17 protein-coding genes are annotated in these 17,759 nt (G+C 73.6%); 10 read left to right on the plus strand and 7 right to left on the minus strand.

Going from position 1 to position 17,759, the window contains the following annotated elements:
• The first annotated feature begins 10 nt into the window (after positions 1 to 10).
• From DER29_RS31455 to DER29_RS31470, 4 genes are read left to right on the plus strand one after another with little or no spacing between them, the layout of a single operon-like run.
• A complete protein-coding gene (locus DER29_RS31455; RefSeq protein WP_121401243.1) occupies positions 11 to 1,081 on the plus strand; it encodes an ABC transporter ATP-binding protein in 1,071 nt (356 codons plus the stop codon).
• Positions 1,081 to 1,920, plus strand: a complete 840-nt coding sequence (locus DER29_RS31460) for an ATP-binding cassette domain-containing protein (protein ID WP_121401244.1) — start codon at positions 1,081 to 1,083, stop codon at positions 1,918 to 1,920. The genes DER29_RS31455 and DER29_RS31460 overlap by 1 nt, the downstream gene beginning before the upstream one ends.
• Positions 1,913 to 3,385 carry an MmgE/PrpD family protein gene (locus DER29_RS31465; protein ID WP_121401245.1) on the plus strand — a complete coding sequence of 491 codons (1,473 nt, stop codon included), beginning with the start codon at positions 1,913 to 1,915 and terminating at the stop codon, positions 3,383 to 3,385. The genes DER29_RS31460 and DER29_RS31465 overlap by 8 nt, the downstream gene beginning before the upstream one ends.
• Complete coding sequence (locus DER29_RS31470; protein WP_121401246.1) at positions 3,382 to 3,912, plus strand: nitroreductase/quinone reductase family protein; 531 nt, start codon at positions 3,382 to 3,384, stop codon at positions 3,910 to 3,912. Before DER29_RS31465 ends, DER29_RS31470 begins: the two co-directional genes overlap by 4 nt.
• 23 nt (positions 3,913 to 3,935) lie before the next feature.
• On the opposite strand, the gene DER29_RS31475 is transcribed toward DER29_RS31470, so the two are convergent.
• Positions 3,936 to 4,889, minus strand: a complete 954-nt coding sequence (locus DER29_RS31475; protein WP_121401247.1) for a zinc-binding dehydrogenase — start codon at positions 4,887 to 4,889, stop codon at positions 3,936 to 3,938.
• A gap of 10 nt (positions 4,890 to 4,899) precedes the next feature.
• Positions 4,900 to 6,165, minus strand: a complete 1,266-nt coding sequence (locus tag DER29_RS31480) for a MaoC family dehydratase N-terminal domain-containing protein (protein ID WP_121401248.1) — start codon at positions 6,163 to 6,165, stop codon at positions 4,900 to 4,902.
• A gap of 106 nt (positions 6,166 to 6,271) precedes the next feature.
• Here DER29_RS31480 and DER29_RS31485 point away from each other — a divergent pair, with 106 nt between their 5' ends.
• A complete protein-coding gene (locus tag DER29_RS31485) occupies positions 6,272 to 7,072 on the plus strand; it encodes a hypothetical protein (protein WP_121401249.1) in 801 nt (266 codons plus the stop codon).
• On the plus strand, positions 7,069 to 7,884 hold the full coding sequence (locus DER29_RS31490; protein ID WP_121401250.1) for an SDR family oxidoreductase: 816 nt from the start codon (positions 7,069 to 7,071) through the stop codon (positions 7,882 to 7,884). Before DER29_RS31485 ends, DER29_RS31490 begins: the two co-directional genes overlap by 4 nt.
• Positions 7,885 to 7,900: 16 nt before the next feature.
• On the opposite strand, the gene DER29_RS31495 is transcribed toward DER29_RS31490, so the two are convergent.
• From DER29_RS31495 to DER29_RS31505, 3 genes are all read right to left on the minus strand, one after another.
• Positions 7,901 to 8,458 carry a nuclear transport factor 2 family protein gene (locus DER29_RS31495; RefSeq protein WP_158619127.1) on the minus strand — a complete coding sequence of 186 codons (558 nt, stop codon included), beginning with the start codon at positions 8,456 to 8,458 and terminating at the stop codon, positions 7,901 to 7,903.
• Complete coding sequence (locus DER29_RS31500) at positions 8,451 to 9,272, minus strand: SDR family NAD(P)-dependent oxidoreductase (protein WP_199729632.1); 822 nt, start codon at positions 9,270 to 9,272, stop codon at positions 8,451 to 8,453. Before DER29_RS31500 ends, DER29_RS31495 begins: the two co-directional genes overlap by 8 nt.
• 78 nt (positions 9,273 to 9,350) lie before the next feature.
• Entirely contained in the window at positions 9,351 to 10,565 is a 1,215-nt protein-coding gene (locus tag DER29_RS31505) for an MFS transporter (RefSeq protein ID WP_121401252.1), read from the minus strand.
• Between the two features lie 112 nt (positions 10,566 to 10,677).
• On the opposite strand from DER29_RS31505, the gene DER29_RS31510 reads away from it, so the two are divergent.
• From DER29_RS31510 to DER29_RS31520, 3 genes are read left to right on the plus strand one after another with little or no spacing between them, the layout of a single operon-like run.
• A complete protein-coding gene (locus DER29_RS31510; RefSeq protein ID WP_121401253.1) occupies positions 10,678 to 11,562 on the plus strand; it encodes an SDR family oxidoreductase in 885 nt (294 codons plus the stop codon).
• A gap of 37 nt (positions 11,563 to 11,599) precedes the next feature.
• Complete coding sequence (locus DER29_RS31515; protein WP_199729653.1) at positions 11,600 to 12,748, plus strand: acyl-CoA dehydrogenase family protein; 1,149 nt, start codon at positions 11,600 to 11,602, stop codon at positions 12,746 to 12,748.
• Positions 12,749 to 12,758: 10 nt separating this feature from the next.
• Complete coding sequence (locus DER29_RS31520; protein ID WP_121401255.1) at positions 12,759 to 13,904, plus strand: acyl-CoA dehydrogenase family protein; 1,146 nt, start codon at positions 12,759 to 12,761, stop codon at positions 13,902 to 13,904.
• Between the two features lie 85 nt (positions 13,905 to 13,989).
• Here DER29_RS31520 and DER29_RS31525 read toward each other — a convergent pair whose 3' ends face one another.
• Positions 13,990 to 14,796, minus strand: a complete 807-nt coding sequence (locus tag DER29_RS31525; RefSeq protein WP_121401256.1) for an SDR family oxidoreductase — start codon at positions 14,794 to 14,796, stop codon at positions 13,990 to 13,992.
• Complete coding sequence (locus DER29_RS31530) at positions 14,796 to 15,947, minus strand: acetyl-CoA C-acetyltransferase (RefSeq protein WP_121401257.1); 1,152 nt, start codon at positions 15,945 to 15,947, stop codon at positions 14,796 to 14,798. The genes DER29_RS31525 and DER29_RS31530 overlap by 1 nt, the downstream gene beginning before the upstream one ends.
• A gap of 173 nt (positions 15,948 to 16,120) precedes the next feature.
• Between DER29_RS31530 and DER29_RS31535 the strand changes: the two genes are divergently transcribed.
• Positions 16,121 to 17,734: a FadD3 family acyl-CoA ligase gene (locus DER29_RS31535; RefSeq protein ID WP_370040858.1), complete on the plus strand. Its 1,614-nt coding sequence runs from the start codon at positions 16,121 to 16,123 to the stop codon at positions 17,732 to 17,734.
• The last annotated feature ends 25 nt before the right edge of the window (positions 17,735 to 17,759 follow it).

The following is a 17,759-nucleotide window of genomic DNA, read 5'->3' on the forward strand; positions in this document are numbered from 1 at the left end:
AGGAGCTGACATGGCACGTGAAACGGCACCCGGCGTGATCGCCGGCACCAGGACCGACGCCGCCACCGGACCGGCGGCGGACCTGCTGCGCGTGGAGAACCTCACCGTCGAGTTCCCCGCACCCTCCGGTGGGTGGCAGACGACCGTCCAGGACGTCTCGTTCTCCCTCAAGCCGGGAGCGTCGGTGGCTCTCGTCGGCGAGTCCGGATCGGGCAAGACGGTGACCTCGGTCGCGGTGATGGGTCTGACCGAGGCGACCGGCGGACGGATCGCCTCGGGCCGGATCGTCTTCGACGGCACGGACCTCACCGCGGGCAGCCAGAAGCAGTGGCGGAACCTGCGTGGCCCCGGTATGGGCATGATCTTCCAGCAGCCGATCCGCAGCCTGAACCCGGCCTACACCGTCGGGGACCAGATCGCGGAGTCGGTGCGCAGGCACCTGGGCATGAACCGCAGGCAGGCCCGGGCCCGCGCCGTCGAGATGCTGGAGCTGGTGCAGATCCCGCGGGCGGCGCAGCGGGTCGACGAGTACCCGCACGCGTTCTCCGGCGGCATGTGCCAGCGCGTCATGATCGCGATGGTCATGGCGTGCAACCCGCGCCTGCTCATCGCCGACGAGCCGACGACGGCGCTCGACGTGACGGTGCAGGAGCGGATCCTCGAACTCCTGCGCGACCTGCAGGAGCAGACCGGTGTGGCGCTGCTGTTCGTCAGCCACGACCTCGCGGTGGTGGCCGAGCTGTGCCAGCAGGTCGTGGTCATGTATGCCGGCGAGGTGGCCGAGAACGCGCCCTCGGAGCAGATCTTCTTCAACCCGCGGCACCCCTACACCTCCGGCCTGATCGGGTCGATCCCGAGGCCGGGTCTGAGCACCGGCCGTCGGCTGCGCTCGATTCCCGGTGGCATCCCGGCCCCGGGCGCGTGGCCGCACGGGTGCCGGTTCAGCAGCCGGTGCGAGTTCGCCGAGCCGGGCCGGTGCGACGTGACCCACCCCGGCATGGTCCGGGTCGACGGCGCCGCCGGGCACGACGCGCGGTGCGTACGCGTCGCGGAACTCTCCCTGGATGGAGTGACGGTCTGATGAGCCTGCTCGAGGTCGACGGCCTCACGAAGTCGTTCAGCTCCGGTCGGGACTGGCTCGGCCGGCGTACGAAGTGGTCGCACGCGGTGAAGGGGGTGAGCTTCACCCTGGAGCGCGGTGAGTGCCTCGCGGTCGTCGGTGAGTCCGGCGCGGGCAAGTCCACGGTAGGGCGCATGGTGCTGCGCCTCATCGAGCCGGACTCCGGGTCGGTGGCCTTCGACGGGATCGACGTGCTGGCCACGAAGCGGATGCGCGAGCTGCGCCAGCGGATGCAGATGATCTTCCAGGACCCGTACAGCTCGCTCGACCCGCGGATGACGATCAAGGACGCGGTCGCCGAGCCGATCCTCGTGCACACCGACAAGGACCGGGCCACGCGGGAGCGGGAGGCCGTCGAGCTGCTCGACAGGGTCGGCATCGGCTCGCGCTACCTGGAGCGCTACCCGGCCGAGCTGTCCGGCGGGCAGTTGCAGCGGGTCGCGATCGCCCGGGCGCTGACGATGAAGCCGAGCCTCATCGTGTGCGACGAGCCGGTCGCGGCGCTGGACGTGTCGGTGCGGGCGCAGGTGCTCAACCTGCTCCGGGACCTGCAGGACGAGCTGGGCCTGGCGTACCTGTTCGTCTGCCACGACCTGGCTCTCGTCGAGGTCATCGCCGATCGGGTCATGGTGATGGCCGCCGGTGAGGTCGTGGAGACCGACACCACGGAGCAGATCTTCGCCAGCCCGCGGCACGAGTACACACAGAAGCTGCTCGCAGCGATCCCCGTGCCGCTGCCGCGCGACACGCAGGGCAACCGGCTCGTCGCGCCGGGAAAGGTGGGGCTGAGCGGTGACTGACGCGACGGGACCGACCCGGACGCAACTGCTCGCGCGGTTCGCGACGACGACCCGCGACGAGGACGTCCCCGAGTCGGTGCGCGACTACGGCAAGCTCGTCGTGCTCGACTCGCTCGTCTGCGGTCTGGCGGCGGTGCGGTTGCGGCGCAGCCGCATGGTCCAGCGGGTCGCCGCCCGGTTCGGCGGCCCGGCCGAGGCGACGGTGTTCGGGCTGGGGCAGCGGGTCGCGGCGATCAACGCCGCGCACGCCAACGCGGACATGATGAACGCGTTGGACGCGGACGACACCTTCTTCAACTCGGCGCACTTCGCGGTGTTCGGGGTCGCGGCAGGACTGGCCGAGGCCGAGCGGCTGCACGCCGACGGGGCGAGCCTGTTGCGCGCGAGCATCCTCGCCTTCGAGATCAACGCGCGGCTGAACCTGTCGACCTCGCTCATGGCCTTCGCCGACGGGCAGTTCCGCTGGTCGCCGCTGTCGTCGCACGGGTACGCCTCGATGGGCACCGCCGCGGCGTGTGCCGTCGTCGGCGGCTGGGAGCCGGAGCGCCTGACCCACGCGCTCGGCCTGGTCGCCTGGCTGGCCCCGCCGGCGAAGAACTCCTACATGGCCGAGCGGCGCTCGTTCAACGCGTTCAAGTACGGCCCGTACGGCGCGATCGCGCACGCCGGGATGCTCGGCGCGGCGCTCGCCGAGGAGGGCTACACCGGCGACCTGGACGTGCTGGACCGCACCCCGGGCTTCATCGAGGCGATGGGCTTCCTCGGCGGTGAGCGGCACGAGATGGTCGCCGGCCTGGGGTCGACGTGGTGGATCAGCGAGACGTCGCTCAAGCCGTACCCGACGTGCCGCTTCACCCACGCCGCGCTCGACGCGATCCGCGCGTTCCCGGGCACCCACGGGGTGCCGGTGTCGCAGATCGAGTCCATGGAGATCCGGCTGAGCCCGGCGGCCTACCGGACGTTGCAGTTCCGGGAGCCGGCCCCGCAGATCCCGGACACGCTCGTCGCGCCGCTGGACGGTGCCTTCAACATGCCGTACGCCGCGGCGCTGGCGCTGCTCGGGCACGCCCCGGGGCCGCAGTGGTACGACCCGCAGCGGCTGGCCGACCCCGAGGTGTGGGACCTGGCGCGGCGGATCACGACGGCGCCCGATCCGGTGCTCGACGCCGAGTGGGAGGCCGACCTCAGGGAGCACCCGGGTGGTCAGATCCGCCGGACGCGGGGCGCGCTGACGATCCGGGCCGGCGGCCGGGAGTACGTCGTCGAGTCGGACTTCGCCCAGGGCGACCCGTGGGACGCCGCGACGCGGGCGGACTGGGACTTCGTGGTCGGCAAGCTGGCCACGTTCTGCGACGGGATCCTCGACGCGGGCACGCAGGAGCAGCTCGTCGAGGTGGTCCGGGGCATCGAGGACGTCGCCGACGTCGCCGAGACGCTGTCACCGTTGCTGGCCGGCGCGCGATGAGCCGGGGGGACAGGATCGGTGCGCAGACGAGGTCGTTCGCCTCGTACGGCCGGTCATGGCTGATCGTCATCCGTGGGCCGCGCGGGATGGCGTTCGACCGGTTCCTGGTGCGGCGGACCGGGTTCTCGCTCGTGTCGTTGCAGTACGCGCTGGCGGGCAGGTTCCCGTACCACCCCACGCTGCTGCTGACGACGGTGGGCCGTCGGTCCGGGCAACTGCGCGAGGCGGCGTTGCCGTACGTGCCGCACGGGCCGGACCTGGTGGTCGTCGGCTCCAAGGGGGGCGGCCCCACGGACCCGGCCTGGGTGGTCAACGCGCGTCACCACGAACTCTGCTGGATCGTCCTGCGGCGCAGGACGATCGCGGTACGGGCGCGGGTGACCGACGGGGAGCGCGACCCGGAGCTGTTCGCGCACGTCGTGGCGCACAAGCCGAACGTGGGACGCTACGCCGACCGGGCTGCGGGCTTCGGGCGGCAGATCCCGCTCGTCGTCCTGTCCGCCGTGTCGGGGGAGTCGCTCACCTAGGAACTCCTGTCGCCGTGGCCCGCTCAGCCGGTGGTGAGGACGATCCGCCCGACGAAGTCGGAGGCCTCCAGCCGGTCGTGCGCGGCTGCGGCCTGCTCGAGCGGGTACGTGGCGGCGACCGCGGGGGCGGCGGCGACGGCCGAGAGGGTGAGGGCCTCGCGCAGCTGGCGGGCCACCGCCTCGGGCCCGGGCCGGCCGATGCCACGCAGCGTCCAGCCCTTGACCATGAGCCGACCCAGGTGCAGGTGGGCGTGGCTGTCGGCGGTGACGCCGCAGGTGACCAGCCGCCCGCCGGGGGCGAGGACCTTGAGCACGTCGGACCACAGGGTGCCGCCGACCGACTCGACGACGACGTCGGCCTCGCCGCCGGGCAGGGCGGCACGCAGGGACCCGACGACGTCGGGGCGGTAGTGGTCCACGACGTCGAGGGCGCCGAGGGCGCGTACGGCGTCGGCCTTCGCCGGGGCGCTGGTGCCGACGACGCGCGCGCCCAGGTGGTGGGCGTACTGGACGGCGAAGGTGCCGACGGCGCCCGCGGCGGCGACGACGAGGACCCGGTCGCCGGGGCGCACGCCGGCGAGGTTGACGACCGCGTCGTAGGCGGTGCGTCCGGCGGTGGGCACCGCCGCGGCGTGGACGGCGTCGAGCCCGGCCGGCCGCGCAAAGCAGTGGGTGGCCGGGACGACGGCGAGCTCGGCGTGGGTGCCGGTGGTCAGCCCGACGACCGCGTCGCCGGGCGTGAGGCCGGTGACGCCGGGGCCGGTCCGCACGACGGTGCCGGCGACGTCCCGGCCGAGGATCGCCGGCCCGGTGACCGCCATCCCGTGGGTGCCGCGACGGATGTAGGTGTCGACCCGGTCCAGACTCGCCGCCTGGACCCGCACGAGCACCTGACCGGGGCCGGGCGTCGGGGCCTCGAGCTGGCCGAGACGCAGGCTGTCGGGGGAGCCGGAGTCGACGACGTAGCTGGCCAGCACGGGGTTCCTCTCAGGGCAGGGCGAGGGTGGCGGAGGCGATGACGTGGTCGCCGAGGCTGTTGGTGCCGCGGACGTCGACGGTGACGTGCGTTCCCCCGGTGGCCCCGGGCGCCGGCGCCAGGCCGGTGACGACACCGTCGAGGGTGAAGGTGTCGCCGGGGTGGTTCTGCGCGGCGAGGCGGGTGCGGAAGTCGACGACGCGGGCCTCCGGTCCGGCCCAGTCGGTGAGGTAGCAGTTGACCAGCGCGCTCGAGCCGAGGATGTTCATGTAGACGTCGCGGGCGCCCCGCTCGAGGGCCGCGTCGCGGTCGAGGTGCACGTCGTTGAAGTCGAAGGTCGCGGTCGCCAGCGCCGCGATGGACAGCTGGGTGACGGGGACCGGCCAGGGGGCGAGGCGTTGACCGGTGCTCACCTCGGCCCCGGTGCGGGTGCTCGTGCGGCGTACGGGTCGCGGGGCGGTGAGGACCGGCAGGGTCTGGCCGTCGCGGGTGCGCCGGTGGGCCACGACGACCGGCATGCCGTCGTACACGAGGTCGGGGCGCAGGTCCACGACGTCGCCGCTGAGGTGGGTCCCGTCGGCGAGCTCGGCGGTGCCGACGAGGTAGGGGCGCTCGTCGAGGGGGTCGGCGGCGTAGCCGGGTTGCAGGTGCGCGGTCAGGGTGCCGGTGGCGCCGGCGGGCGGCAGGTCGGCCGGGGCGGCACCGGCCGGGCGCACCGGCCGGGCGAGGCGGTCCCCGGGCGTCGCCGGGACCTTGGCCCGGGTCGCCGGGTTCCAGCGGAGCATCCGCAGGACGACGCGTCCGACCGGTTCGCCGTCGAGGGTGCGGTAGTCGCTGACGAGGTCGACGAAGTGGCCCCGGCCGAGGCGGGTGGACTTCTCCGGGGAGACCGCGCCGATGGAGGGAAACTGCGCGAGGTGGTCGCCGGGACGCAGCGGGCGCACGTAGGTGTGCTCGGTCTGCACCGCGGCCACCGAGGTGAAGCCGCGCTCGGCGAGGACCTCGTTGACCCGGTCGAGGCTCTCGGCGTGGCGGTGGCTGCGGCGGTTGCCCGGCAGGGTCCACATGTTCAGCGAGGTCGCCGGGGCCACGATGCCGCCCCAGGCGGAGCGGTCGGCCCACTGCGCGTCCTGATAGGCGGGGTTCTCGTCGCCGACGGCGTCGCACCAGATGCGGATGGCTGCCTCGGTGACCGGGTCCTTGGCCCGGCGCGGCGGGTCGGTGAGGCCGATCAGGGCGTCGAGCCGGGCACGGAAGTCCGCGTCGCTGGCGGTCATGGGACTCCTTCGCGGACAACGTCATCAACCAAGCGCTTGCTTGACGGTAATGGTGGCGCGCCCCTAGGGTCAAGGGTCAGCGCCCCGCCCGTGGAGAGGGCCGTAGATGATCCCGAGCACCCCGGAGACCGCCACCCGCGCCTTCTTCTCGTTCCCGAAGGTGACCGACCCCGCCCGCCATCGCGACTACAACGCGTGGCACCAGCTCGACCACCGCCCCGAGAACCTCGCCCTGCCCGGCGTCGTCCACGGCGACCGTTGGGTGCGTACCCCCGCGTGCGAGCGGCTCGGCAGCTACCCCGACCTCGCCCTCGCCGGCAGCCAGTACCTGGCGATGTACTGGTTCGCCGAGCCGGCCGCCGACTCGATCGGCGAGTGGAAGGACCTCGGCGACCGGGCGATCCATCAGGGCCGGCGTCCGGAGCTGGCCTGGACCGAACGGCCGATGACCCGGATGTTCCGCCCCGTCCAGGGCTACGTGGCCCGCCGGGCTCTCGTCACCCTCGCCGCGCTGCCGTTCCGGCCCCACCGCGGGGTGCACGTCGAGGTGAGCCGCGTCGAGGCCTCCCTGCGCCCCGAGGTGGCCGACCTGTCCCGGTTCGAGCACGAGACCCAGGTGCCCGACCTGCTCGCGCGCGACGGCGTTGCGGGCGTGTGGACCTTCCGTAGCGCCCCGAGCCGCAGCAACCCCGACGGACCGGTCGCGCGGATCCGTCTCACCTACCTCGAGGCCGACCCGGTCGAGTTCGCGCGGGCCCTGGCCGCGAACCCGCTGCCGGCCCCGCCCGCAGCGCTCGCCGACACGGCCACGCCGCTGCTCACCGGGCCCATGGCCACCATCACCCCCTGGGAGTGGGACTGGTTCGACGAGCCCGCCGCCGCGTCGGGCAGCGGGGCGGCGGCATGAGCGAGGCCACCGGCGTGACCGGCCTGCGCGAGCGCTACGGGCCCTGGGCCCTGGTCGTCGGCGGTTCCGAGGGGGTCGGCGCCGCGTTCGCCGAGCAGCTGGCCCGGGCCGGCCTCGGCATCGTGCTCGTCGCCCGCAAGCCCGAGGCCCTGAAGGAGGTCGCCGGCCGGGTCCGGGCCCACGGGGCCCCGTGCCGCGTGCTCGCACTGGACCTGCTCGACGCGGACACGACCGCCCGGATCGTCGAGGCCGTCGCCGACCTCGACCTCGGCCTGCTCGTCCTCAACGCCGGCGCGAACACCTACCGCAGCCGCTTCGTCGAGGCGGACCTCGCCCGGGTCCGGGCCGTCATCGACCTCAACGTCACCCGCCCGCTCGAACTCTGCCGGGAGCTCGGTGCCCGGCTCGCCGCACGCGGCCGCGGCGGCATCCTCGTCGTCGGCTCCTCGGCCGGCTACCTCGGCCACGCCGACATCGGCGTCTACGCCGCGGCCAAGGCCTTCGCCCGGATCTTCACCGAGGGGCTGTGGCTCGAACTCGGGCAGGTCGGCGTCGACGTCCTGCACCTCGTGCTCGGGCTCACGGCCACTCCCGCCATGGAGCGGGCCGGCCTCGACCTGACCGAGGCGGCCGACCCGGCCGACGTCGCCGCCCAGGGACTGGCAGCCCTGGGTGCGGGCCCGGTACACGTCGTGCGCCAGCAGGTCGAGGTCGCCGCGCGGCGCTCCGGCCCGGACCGGGCCGCCCTCGTCGCCGGCAACCAGGGCGGGATGCACGCGATGCTCGGCGGGTCGCGCCCCGGCCCGGGCTGACGGCCCGGGCCGGTGGCTAGGCCCCCGGGCCGTCGGGCGGCCACGGGCGGTTGACCGGGTCGGACCCGTCGCGGGCTCCGCGCAGCGAGGCCTCGGGGATCGGCCACTGTCCGGCGAGGTCGTCGACCCGCTGCCACTCCGAGACGGTGAGACGTTCCCGCACCCGCCACTCACCCGCGCGCCGGGTGACGAGGTCGACGTAGCGGAACCCGCTGACGATGTTGCCGCGCGGCGGCTCGGACGTGCTGCGCTGGAACGCGATGCCGTACGTCTCGGCCCGGGCCCGGTCCGGGTCGGCCGGGTCGAGCTCGACCAGGACGTTCGTCAGGTAGTGCATCGTCATGGTGCGCCGCGACACGAGCGCGAAGACCACGTCCAGCGTCGTGTCCCGGTCGGCCACGGTGCCGCCGAGGGTGATCCGGGCGTCCGGGTGGAAGGCGCTCGCGGCGAGCTCCCGGTCCATCCGGTCGACCCCGCGCGCGTAGCGCAGCAGGGCCTGCTCGATGGCCCGCTCGGCGAGCAGCACGTCCAGCCCGACCGGGCCGGACGGGAAGGACCAGGGTTGTTCAGACACCGAAGCCGCCGTCGACGTCGAGCTTCTGCCCGGTGACGAAGTCGGCCCGGTCGCTGGCCAGGAAGCAGGCGGCCTCGGCGACGTCGAGGGCGTCACCGAAACGCCGCAGCGGGGTCGAGGACCGGGCGACGGCCAGGGCGCGTTCGTCGAGGTCTCCCGAGGCGATGAGCCGCTCGGCCATCCCGTCGGTGAGCATGCCCGGCCCGACGCAGTTGAACCGGATGCCGAAGCGGCCCTCCTCGTTGGCGAAGGCCCGTACGAGCGCCTCGACCGCCGCCTTCGGTGCGCAGGAGAGGCCGTCCCGGACGGGGTAGCGCGCCGTCGCCGCGGTCGTGATCGCCACGACGTTGCCGCGGCTCTCCCGCAGGGCCGGCAGGCAGGCCGACACCAGGGTGAAGAAGGCGGTCGTGTCGTTGGCCACCTGCGTGGCGAACTGCCCGGGGCTCACCGTCGACAGGTGCCGCATGGGCACGTGCGGCCCGGCCGCGTGCACGATCGTGTGCAGCGGACCGTGGCTTCCGGCGAGCTCGGTCACGAGCGCGGCGGTGGCCTCGGCGTCGGTGAGGTCGAGGCGGTGCGCCGAGTGCGTGCCGGACGCGACGGGCGGCAGTGCGTCGAGCACCTGCCGGGCCGCCTCGGCGTTGCCGCGGTAGGTGATCGCCACCGCCGACCCCCGGCGGGCCAGCTCGCGGGCGATGACCCGGCCGATGCCGCCGCTGCCGCCGGTGACGAGCGCGACACCGGTGCGGTGGGCGAAGTCGGCGGGCACGGGCAGCGCCGCCGCGGGTGTGGTCGGGGGAGACTGATCGGTCACGACGAACTCCTGGAGGGGGACGGTGGACAACGGGAGCGGCCGGTGGGGGTCAGGAGGGGGCGGGACGGGCCGGGGCGGTCACGTCGCGGGCAGGAGGCCGCCGCCCTCGCGACGCAACCGCACGAGCACCGTGATCGCCGTCGCCAGGCACGCGGCGGCGTACAGCAGGAAGGCGGTCGCGGAGCCGAACCACGTGCTCAGCCCGCCGAGCAGGAGGGCGCCGAACGGCATGCCGCCCCAGCCGAGGAAGTAGAGGCTCATCGCCCGGCCCCGCTGCGCGTCGTCGACGACCCGCTGGATGACCGTCTGCAGGATCACCATCGCGCCGATGCTGAACGAGCCGCACAGCAGCGCGGCCACCGCGAGCACGGAAACTGTCGCCGCCACGCCGAGCAGCGCGGTGCTCACGGCGAGCAGGCCGAGGGTGGCCGCGGCATGCCACACGGTGGCGACGCGCCCCGAGAGCCGGGCCACGACGAGGACCCCGAGGAACGAGCCCACCCCGGTCAGGGCCACGAGAACGGGGAAGACCGTTTCCGGATGGTCCGAGGTCGAGGCCGCCCGGACGGCGAGCTGGGTCGTGAAGGTGCACCCGAAGAACGCGTTGACCCCCACGATGACCAGGCAGAGCGCGGCCGGGGGCCGCTCCCGGGCGTGCCGGACGCCGGCGCGGACCTGCGCGGCCAGGCCCTCGCGGACCACCGGGGTGACCGGCGGGACGCGACGGGTGCGGACCGCGACCGCGGCGGCGACCGCGGCGAGGCTGAGCGTCGCGTACATCACGAACGTGCCCAGCGGTCCCCAGGCCACGAGGATCAGACCGGCGACCGCGGGGCCGATCGAGCGGGCGAGGTTGAGCCCGGCGGCCTGGATCGGGACGGCGTTGCCGAGCGCCTCGGCCGGGACGGTGTTGGCCACGAGGGCCTGGGTCACCGGGGACAGGAAGCTGATCCCGGTGCCGGCGAGGAAGGCGAGCACCAGCAGCACAGGCAGGTCGACGACCCTGGCCGCGACCGTCGCCGCGCAGACCCCGGCCAGGGCGCTGGTCGCCAGGAGCACGCCGATCTGCAGCCGCCGCCGGTCGAAGGCGTCGGCCAGCACCCCGGCCGGAATCGAGAAGAGCGTGAACGGCACGAGCAGGCAGAAGAAGAGCGCGCCCATCGTCGCCGGGGTGCCGTCGACCTCGGTGAGCACCGACTGGAAGGCGATGTTGCAGCCCCAGTAGCCCCCCTGGGACAGCACCAGCGTCAGGAGCACGAAGCGGAAGTCTCGGAATCGCAGGGCCGAGAACATCGTCACGTCGTCCGCCGTCCTCTTGTCATTTTCGGCACCCTACCAAGCGCTTGCTTGCATCGCTAGCGTCGGATGTGGTTCTCTGGCCGCACCACGAGTGAAGGGGCGTGTCGTGAGCGGCTTCTGCGTAGGACGAACGGTGATCGTGACCGGTGCGGGACAGGGGCTGGGCCGGGCGCACGCCCTCGAGTACGCCCGGCAGGGCGCCGACGTCGTCGTCAACGACGTCGAGAACAGCCGGGAGGCCGCCCAGGCCGTCGTCGACGAGATCCGCGCAGCGGGAGGTCGCGCGGTCGTCAGCACCGGCGACGTCAGCGACTGGGCCTACGGTGAGCGCCTCGTGCGCGAGACCGTCGAGACCTTCGGCGGGCTGCACACCCTCGTCAACAACGCCGGCATCAACCGCGACCGGATGCTGGTCAACATGAGCGAGCAGGAGTGGGACTTCGTCCTGCGGGTCGACCTCAAGGGCCACTTCGTCCCGATGCGCCACGCCGCCGCCCACTGGCGGGACGAGGCCAAGGCCGGCCGACAGGTCGCCGCGCGCGTGGTCAACACGTCCTCCGGCGCGGGGCTCATGGGCAGCGTCGGGCAGGGCAACTACGGCGCCGCCAAGGCCGGGATCGCCGCCCTGACCCGGATCGCGGCCGTCGAGTGGGCCCGCTACGGCATCGTCGTCAACGCGATCGCCCCCTCGGCCCGTACCCCGATGACCGAGGCCGTCTTCGCCGAGGCGATGGCCGCCCCCGAGACGGGCTTCGACGCGATGGACCCGGCCAACGTCTCCCCCCTCGTGGTCTGGCTCGGATCCGACGCCGCGCAGGCCGTCACCGGAGCCGTCTTCGAGGTCGCCGGCGGCGAGGTCTCGCTCGCCGACGGCTGGCGCCACGGGCCGGCCGCCACCAAGGGCGAGCGGTGGAAGCCGGAGGAACTCACCGACGCGATCGCCGACCTCATCGCCCGCTCCGAGCCGCCGACCCCCGTCTACGGTGCCTGACATGGGTACGGACGCGGCGCGGGCCACCGGTGCACCAGTGAGCGACGAGCAGTTCCGGGCCGAGATCCGCGGCTGGCTCCACGAGGCCCTCACCGGGCCGTTCGCCGAGGCCGTCGGCACCGGCGGTGAGGGACGCGAGCACGAGGCGCACGAGCTGCGCCGCGAGTGGGAGCGCCACCTGGGCCGGGCCGGCTGGATCGGCCTCGGCTGGCCCACCGAGTACGGCGGTCGCCCCGCGACCCTGGCCCAGCAGGTCATCTACCACGAGGAGTACGCCCGCGCCGGCGCCCCCGGCCGGCTCGGGCACATGTCCGAGCAACTGCTCGGCCCGACGCTGCTCGCGTTCGGCACGCCGGAGCAGAAGGCGCGGTTCCTGCCCGGCATCACCAGCGGCGAGGACATCTGGTGCCAGGGCTACTCCGAGCCCGACGCCGGCTCGGACCTCGCCGGGGTGCGTACCCGCGCCGAGCGCCGGGGCGACAGCTACGTCGTCACCGGGCAGAAGGTGTGGACCTCGCTCGCGCACCTGGCCGACTGGTGCTTCGTGCTGTGCCGCACCGACCCCGGCTCGACCCGGCACGCGGGCCTGTCCTACCTGCTCGTGCCGATGCACCAGCCCGGCGTCACGGTGCGCCCGATCACCCAGCTGACCGGCACGAGCGAGTTCAACGAGGTCTTCTTCGACGGGGCCGTCGCCGCCGTCGAGCACCGCGTCGGCGCCGAGGGCGAGGGCTGGAAGGTCGCCATGGGCACCCTGGGCTTCGAGCGCGGCGTGTCCACCCTCGGCCAGCAGATCGGTTTCCGCCGGCGCCTCGACGCCGTCATCGCCCGGGCCCGCGAGAACGGCGCCTGGCAGGAGCCGGCGCTGCGTGACCGCCTCGTCGAGGCGTACATCGGGCTCGAGGTGATGCGGCACTCGGCGGTGCGGCTGCTCGCGTCCGCCGGTGAAGGGCTGTCCGGCCTGGAGGCGTCGATCTCCAAGCTGCAGTGGGCCACGTGGAACCGCTCGCTCGGCGAGCTCGCGGTCGACGTCGAGGGGGCCGGGGCGCTGCTCACCGGGCCCGGGTACGAGCTGGACGACGCCCAGACCCACTTCCTCTTCAGCCGCGCCAACACGATCTACGGCGGCTCCAACGAGATCCAGCGCAACATCATCGCCGAGCGCCTGCTCGGTCTGCCCCGATGAGGTGAGGACGATGACCGAAGCGAGCGCCGACCCCCGGCCTGTGGCCGAGGCGTTGCGTCCCGAGGCGGCCGAGGAGGTGGCCCAGGTCCGCGCCTCTGTCGTCGAGGTGCTCGACGAGCAGGCCGACCTGCGCCGGACCCACGAGCTCATGGTCGGGGCGCAGGGCCACGACCCGCGGCTGCACGAGCTGCTCACGGCCGAGCTGGGCCTGCTCGGCCTCGTCGTGCCGGAGCACCTCGGCGGGCTCGGCCTCGACGTGTCCGCCGCGACCGCCGTGATCGAGGAGCTCGGGGCGCGGCTCGTGCCCGGCGCGCTCGCGACGAGCCTCACCGCGATCCTTGCCGCCCGCGCCCTCGGCCCGAGCGCCGAGCCCCTGCTGGCGCGCGTCGTGGACGAGCAGCTGACCCTGGCCAGTGCCCTCGCCGAGGACGGCGCGGGCTGGGACCTCGAGCAGACCGTCACCCGGGCCACCGGCGCCGGGGACGAGTGGGCGCTGACCGGGACCAAGACCCTCGTCGCCGGAGTCGAAGCCGCCCGGGTCGTCCTCGTCACCGCCCGGGACACCTGCGGTGGGCTCGGCGTCTACGCCGTGGACGTGGCCGCCGGCGGGGTGGACGTGCGCACGCACATGACGCTCGACCAGACCCGGCGGCTGAGCACGGTGCACCTCCGCCAGGCCGCCGCCACCCGGGTCGACGCCCCCGGCGGCGAGGGGGCCCGGGTGCTGCTCGACCACGTGCGCGCCATGCTCGCGCTGGAGTCGGCTGCCGCCGCCCGCGCCTGCCTCGACCGCACCGTCGGATACCTCAAGGTCCGCGAGCAGTTCGGCCGCCCGATCGGGTCGTTCCAGGCCCTCAAGCACCGCTGCGCGGACCTCGCCGTCGCGGTCGCCGGGGCGCGGGCCACGGCCGACCACCTCGTCGCGACGCTGCGCACCGGGGCCGCCACCCGCTCGCACGACGCGGCACTGGCCAAGCTCGTGTGCACCGACACGCTGATGACCGTCGCCGCCGAGGCGATCCAGCTGCACGGCGGCATCGGGTTCACCTTCGAGCACGACGCGCACCTGTTCTTCAAGCGCGGCAAGTCGGCCCAGCTGCTGGCCGGTTCCCCGGCGGCGGTTCGCGCCGAGGTGGCAGCGCTCGCCGGTCTCTGAGCCGGCTGCCGACATCCACGGCAGGCGACAGCGCACGACAGAGAGGGGGGTCCGCGTCCCCTCCGTCGTGCGCTGTCCCGCGGGCTCAGCCGAGCGGACCGGTGCCGGGGGACTGGGCGGCCAGGTGCCGCGACGGGATCTCACCGCCACCGGCGACGACGATCTCCGTGCCGGTGACGTAGCCGGCCAGCGGCGAGGTGAGCAACAGGCAGGCCGCGGCGATGTCGGCAGGGGTCGCCATCCGCCGCATGGGGATCGTCCGGGCCACGCGCTCCTGTCCCGCCTCGTCGCCGTAGTAGAGGTGCGACAGTTCGGTCTGCACGAGACCCACCGTCACCTGGTTGACCCGTACGGCTGGCGCGAAGTCGAGCCCGAGGCACCGGGTCAGCATCGTCAGGCCCGCCTTGGCCGCCGCGTACGCGGCGGTGTCCGGGGCCGGGTTGGCTCCGGCGACCGAGCCGATGTTGATGATCGTCCCGCCGCCCTGACGCTGCATGACCTCGTTGGCCTGCTGGGCGACGTAGAACGGAGCGAGCAGGTTGAGCGTGACGATCGCCGAGACGAAGCGGGGGGAGACCGTGGCGGTGTCGGCGCTCGGCGCGCCACCGGCGTTGTTGACCAGGATGTCGAGCCGGCCGAACCGGTCCACCGCCGCGGCGACGAGGGCCTTGGCCTGCTCGGGGTCGCGCACGTCCGACTGGACGAAGGCGGGCGTGCGTCCGTCGACCTCGGGCAACCGCTCGGGCTCGCTGCGGCCGCACACGAGCACCCGCGCCCCGGCCTTGAGGAAGGTGCGGGTGATCTCGGCGCCGATGCCACGGGTGCCTCCGGTGACGATGGCGACTTGGCCGGTCAGGTCGACGCCCTCGGGCGTGGCGGGGGAATGGGTCATCAGAGCCTCTCGATGATCGTCACGTTGGCCTGACCGCCACCCTCACACATCACCTGCAGGCCGTAGCGGCCACCGGTGCGCTCGAGCTCGTGCAGCAGGGTGGTCATGAGCCGGGCGCCGGTGGCGCCGAGGGGGTGGCCCAGGGCGATCGCGCCGCCGTTGACGTTGACCCGCTCCGGGTCGGCCCCCGTCTCCCTGATCCAGGCGAGCACGACCGAGGCGAACGCCTCGTTGACCTCGAACAGGTCGATGTCCCCGATCGACAGCCCGGTGCGCCCGAGCGCGTGGGCGGTGGCCGGGATCGGGGCGGTGAGCATCCACACCGGGTCGTCGGCGCGCACCGACAGGTGGTGGATCCGGGCGCGCGGGGTCACCCCGTGCTCGGCCACGGCCCGCTCGCTCATCACGAGCAGGGCGGCGGCGCCGTCGCAGATCTGGCTCGCGGCGGCGGCGGTGACCCGGCCGCCCGGGGTGAGCGGATTGAGACCGGCCATCTTCTCCAGGCTCGTGTCGGCGCGCGGACAGGTGTCGGTGTCGACGTCGCCGACGGCGCGGATCTCGCGGGTGAAGCGGCCCTCGGCGATGGCCCGCAGGGCCCGCTCGTGGCTGCGCAGGGCGAAGCGCTCCATGTCCTCCCGGCTGATGTCCCACTTCTCGGCGATCATCTCGGCCGAGCGGAACTGCGAGATCTCCTCGTCGCCGTAGCGCTCGCGCCAGCCGGTGGACCCGGAGAAGGGGTCGTCGAAGCCGTACTGCCGGCCGGTGAGCATCGCGGCCGAGATGGGGATGACGCTCATGTTCTGCACGCCCCCGGCGACGACGACGTCGTTGACTCCGGCCATGACAGCCTGGGCCGCGAAGTGCACCGCCTGCTGGCTCGAACCGCACTGCCGGTCCACGGTGACCCCGGGTACGTGCTGCGGAAGGCCGCCGGCGAGCCACGCGGTGCGGGCGATGTCGCCGGCCTGCGGGCCGATGGTGTCGACGCAGCCGAACACGACGTCCTCGACGGCGTCGGGGTCGACCCCCGAAGAGCTCATGAGGCTGGTGAGCGCGGCGGCGCCCAGGTCAGCGGAGTGGATGCCCGCGAGCGCGCCACCGCGTCGCGTGACGGGGGTGCGGACGGCGTCCACGATGTATGCCTCTGCCACCGGGTTCCCTTCCTGCGGATGCCTCGCCGGTCGGTGCCGGACGTCGGATCGGTTGAGTCTGCGTGGCTCGCTGACGGCGTGGCCGGCGTCGCCACCGCTAGTCTAGCAAGCGCTTGGTTGGTAGTCTGTGGCCCGTGCCAGACAAGTGACCGGCTCCGCGTGAGGAGATGTGCGTGAGTGACGTGTTGACCACGATCCCCGCCCTGCTGCGGCAGGCCGCGCAGGACGCCGCCGAACTCGAGGCACTCGTCGACGGTGACGTACGGATGACCTTCGTCGAGCTCGACGCGGCCGTGACCCGGTTCGCCCGGGCCGCGGTCGCGCACGGTCTCGAGCCGGGGGACCGCGTCGTCGTCTGGGCCCCGAACAGCGCCGACTGGGTCGTCAGCGCCCTCGGCGTGCTGGCCGCCGGGGGCGTGCTCTGCCCCGTCAACACCCGCTTCCGCGGAGCGGAGGCGCGGTACGCCATCGCCAAGGTCCGGGCCACGATGGTCATCCTCGACGACACCTTCCTGAGCGCCAACTACCTGGCAGCGCTGCGCGGCGACGGGCCACCACCGGCCATCGGGCGCCCTGTGCCGCTGCTGCCCTCGGTGCGCACCGTCGTCGACCTGTCCGCCGCCGGCCGCGAGCAGGCCGGTGACGGCGTGTGGTCGCTGGCCGGCTTCACCGCGCTGGCCGACCAGGTCGACCCCGCCGTCATCGACGGACGGATCGCCGCCCTCGACTCCGAGGGCATGGCCGACATCCTGTTCACCTCAGGCACCACCGGCTACCCCAAGGGCGCGATGGTCTCGCACGCCTCGAACCTGCGCGTCGACCTGGCGTGGGCCCGGCTCGTCGGGCTGCGGCGCGGCGACCGCTACCTCATGGTCAACCCGTTCTTCCACAGCTTCGGCTACCGGGCCGGCATCCTGGCCTGCCTGCTCATGCGCGCCACGATCATCCCGGTCGCCGTGTTCGACGTCGAGACCGTGCTGCGTCTCGTCGAGCGGGAACGCGTCACCGTCTTCCCCGGCGCGCCCACCGTCTACACCTCCCTGCTCGAGCACCCCGACTTCGGCGCCTACGACGTCAGCTCGGTGCGCCTGGCCGTCACCGGGGCCACGATCGTGCCGGTGCCGCTGCTGCACCGGATGCGCGAGGAACTCGGCTTCCGCGACGTCATCACCGCCTACGGCCTGACCGAGACGTGCGGCACCGCGACCGTGTGTCCGCCCGACGCCGACATCGAGCGGATCTCGACCAGTTGCGGACGGGCGATCCCGGGCACCGAGCTGCGGATCGCCGGTCTCGACGGACAGTCGCTGCCGGCCGGTGAGTCCGGCGAGGTCCTCGTGCGCGGCTACAACGTGATGCTGGGCTACTTCGAGGACCCGGTAGCCACCGCACAGGCCATCGACGAGGACGGCTGGTTGCACACCGGTGACGTCGGCTGGGTCGACGAGGACGGCTACCTGCGCATCACCGACCGGATCAAGGACGTCTACATGGTCGGGGGCTTCAACGTCTATCCCGCCGAGGTCGAGCGCGTCCTGTGCGAGCACCCCGCGGTGTCCGACGCCGCCGTGGTCGGGGTGCCCGACGCGCGGATGGGCGAGGTCGGCAGCGCCTTCGTGCAGACCGTTCCCGGCTGGAGTGGCGACGAGTCGGCGCTCGTCGACGAACTCGAGGCGTGGTGCCGGGACCGGCTGGCCAACTTCAAGCGCCCCCGCAGCTTCAGCGTCGTCCCGGCCCTGCCACGGACCCCGAGCGGAAAGATCCAGAAATTCAAGCTCACCGGGTGAGCGGGTCCCCGCCGCCGAGGTGCTG

The sequence above is a fragment of the Micromonospora sp. M71_S20 genome (assembly GCF_003664255.1).
GTDB lineage: Bacteria > Actinomycetota > Actinomycetes > Mycobacteriales > Micromonosporaceae > Micromonospora.

Bases quoted from the DNA above. Each gene is read 5' to 3' on its own strand.
- DER29_RS31455 (WP_121401243.1), top strand. From the start codon at position 11: ATGGCACGTGAAACGGCACCCGGCGTGATCGCCGGCACCAGGACCGAC.
- DER29_RS31460 (WP_121401244.1), top strand. From the start codon at position 1,081: ATGAGCCTGCTCGAGGTCGACGGCCTCACGAAGTCGTTCAGCTCCGGT.
- DER29_RS31470 (WP_121401246.1), top strand. From the start codon at position 3,382: ATGAGCCGGGGGGACAGGATCGGTGCGCAGACGAGGTCGTTCGCCTCG.
- DER29_RS31480 (WP_121401248.1), bottom strand. From the start codon at position 6,165: ATGACCGCCAGCGACGCGGACTTCCGTGCCCGGCTCGACGCCCTGATC.
- DER29_RS31485 (WP_121401249.1), top strand. From the start codon at position 6,272: ATGATCCCGAGCACCCCGGAGACCGCCACCCGCGCCTTCTTCTCGTTC.
- DER29_RS31490 (WP_121401250.1), top strand. From the start codon at position 7,069: ATGAGCGAGGCCACCGGCGTGACCGGCCTGCGCGAGCGCTACGGGCCC.
- DER29_RS31505 (WP_121401252.1), bottom strand. From the start codon at position 10,565: ATGTTCTCGGCCCTGCGATTCCGAGACTTCCGCTTCGTGCTCCTGACG.
- DER29_RS31520 (WP_121401255.1), top strand. From the start codon at position 12,759: ATGACCGAAGCGAGCGCCGACCCCCGGCCTGTGGCCGAGGCGTTGCGT.
- DER29_RS31525 (WP_121401256.1), bottom strand. From the start codon at position 14,796: ATGACCCATTCCCCCGCCACGCCCGAGGGCGTCGACCTGACCGGCCAA.